Origin of the sequence: Myxococcus sp. AB025B (assembly GCF_006518215.1) — a bacterium.
In the GTDB taxonomy this organism is placed as follows: Bacteria; Myxococcota; Myxococcia; order Myxococcales; family Myxococcaceae; genus Myxococcus; species Myxococcus fulvus.
Genome location: NZ_SRLW01000618.1, coordinates 1 through 1,505 on the forward strand (window position 1 = coordinate 1; position 1,505 = coordinate 1,505).

At 69.4% G+C, this 1,505-nt stretch carries 1 protein-coding gene; it reads right to left on the minus strand.

All coding sequences use genetic code 11. The features are described 5' to 3' along the window. On the minus strand, window positions 1-1,454 hold a 1,454-nt coding region (locus tag FL311_RS43085), incomplete at its 3' end, for a CpaF family protein (RefSeq protein WP_141333464.1). Window positions 1,455-1,505: the final 51 nt, after the last annotated feature.

Sequence of the window (1,505 nt, forward strand, 5' to 3'; positions counted from 1 at the left end):
TTGTCGTCGTCACTCTCGGGAGGCGGCGGCGGTCGCGTGGCGGCGGGCCGGGCGGCGGCGTGTCCCGTGGGCGGCGTGGCGCTGGCCACCCTGGGGGGCGCCGCCGGCGTAGCGGGCTTCGAGGTGGGCAGGTTCGCGGGCACCTGCACCTGCACGGGCGCGGCGGCGGGCGCGGGCGCTCCACCGGCCTTGGCGGCCTTGGCCTCGCGCGCGCTCTGCTTGAGCTTCTCCTCGAACGCGGACCACTCCTGCTTGTAGTGCGCGGGGTCCGGCTGTCCCTCCTCGCGGTGCTTCAGCGAGGGCGCCCACCGCACGGTGTACGACTCACCGGCGTGGAACGTGGGCGGCGGCGGCAAACCATAGGTGGCCGGGTCGAAGAACGAGTCCTCCAAATCGCTGAAGCCGTACGCCTTCGCCTTGGCGACGAAGTTGGGGATGATGCCCGTGGGCGCGTGGTAGCCGAGGATGTGGTCGTCCTCGTCCTTGGCCACCGGCGTGAAGACGAAGATGTCCTGCGTGCGGTAGTCGCCCTTCTCGTTGAGCGGCAGCACCTCCGACAGGGCAATCGTCTTGCGGCTGCCGTCGTGCAGACGCTCGCAGCAGATGACGAAGTTGATGGCGCTGGCCACCTGGGCGCGCACGGCCACCATGGGCAGCTCCACGCCGGACATGAGGCACAGCGACTCGATGCGGCGCAGCGTGTCCGTGGGCGTGTTGGCGTGCGTGGTGGCCAGCGAGCCGCCGTGGCCCGTGTTCATCGCCTGCATCAGGTGGAACGCCTCGCCGCCGCGCACCTCGCCGACGACGATGCGGTCCGGACGCAGACGCAGCGCCGAGTGCAGCAGGTCTCCCATGTCCACGCCGCCCTTGCCGAACTTGTCCGGCGGACGGCTCTCGAAGGCGACCACGTGTGTCTGGTTGAGCTGGAGCTCGGCCGAGTCCTCGATGGTGAGGATGCGCTCCTCGTCGGGGATGAGCGAGGAGACGATGTTGAGCAGCGTCGTCTTGCCGGAGCCCGTGCCGCCGGCCACCAGCATGTTGAGCTTGGTGGCGATGCCCGCCTCGATGAGCCGCGCCATCTGCGGCGTCAGCGAGCCGAACTTCAGGAGCGACTGGACGGTCAGCTTCTCCTTGAAGAACTTGCGGATGGAGATGGTGGTGCCGCGGCGGGCAATCGGCGGAATCACCACGTGGATGCGGCTGCCGTCCGGAAGGCGCGCGTCCAGGCGCGGGCGCTCCTCGGTGAGCATGCGGCCGACGAACTGGGCCATGTTGCGCGCGGCGCCGATGAGGCCTTCCTCGGTGAAGGCCGCGTCCGTCTTCGTCAGTCGGCCCTTCTTCTCGATCCACACGTCGGTGGGGCCGTTGATCATGATCTCCGACACCGACTCGTCGTCCAGATAGGGCAGGACGGGCTTGAGGAAGGCGCGGAGTGACTCGGTGTACATCGTCATGGCGCCTCGCAGGCTAGCGCGCCCGGGGCCTTCCCCCCAAGAACCCGTCCC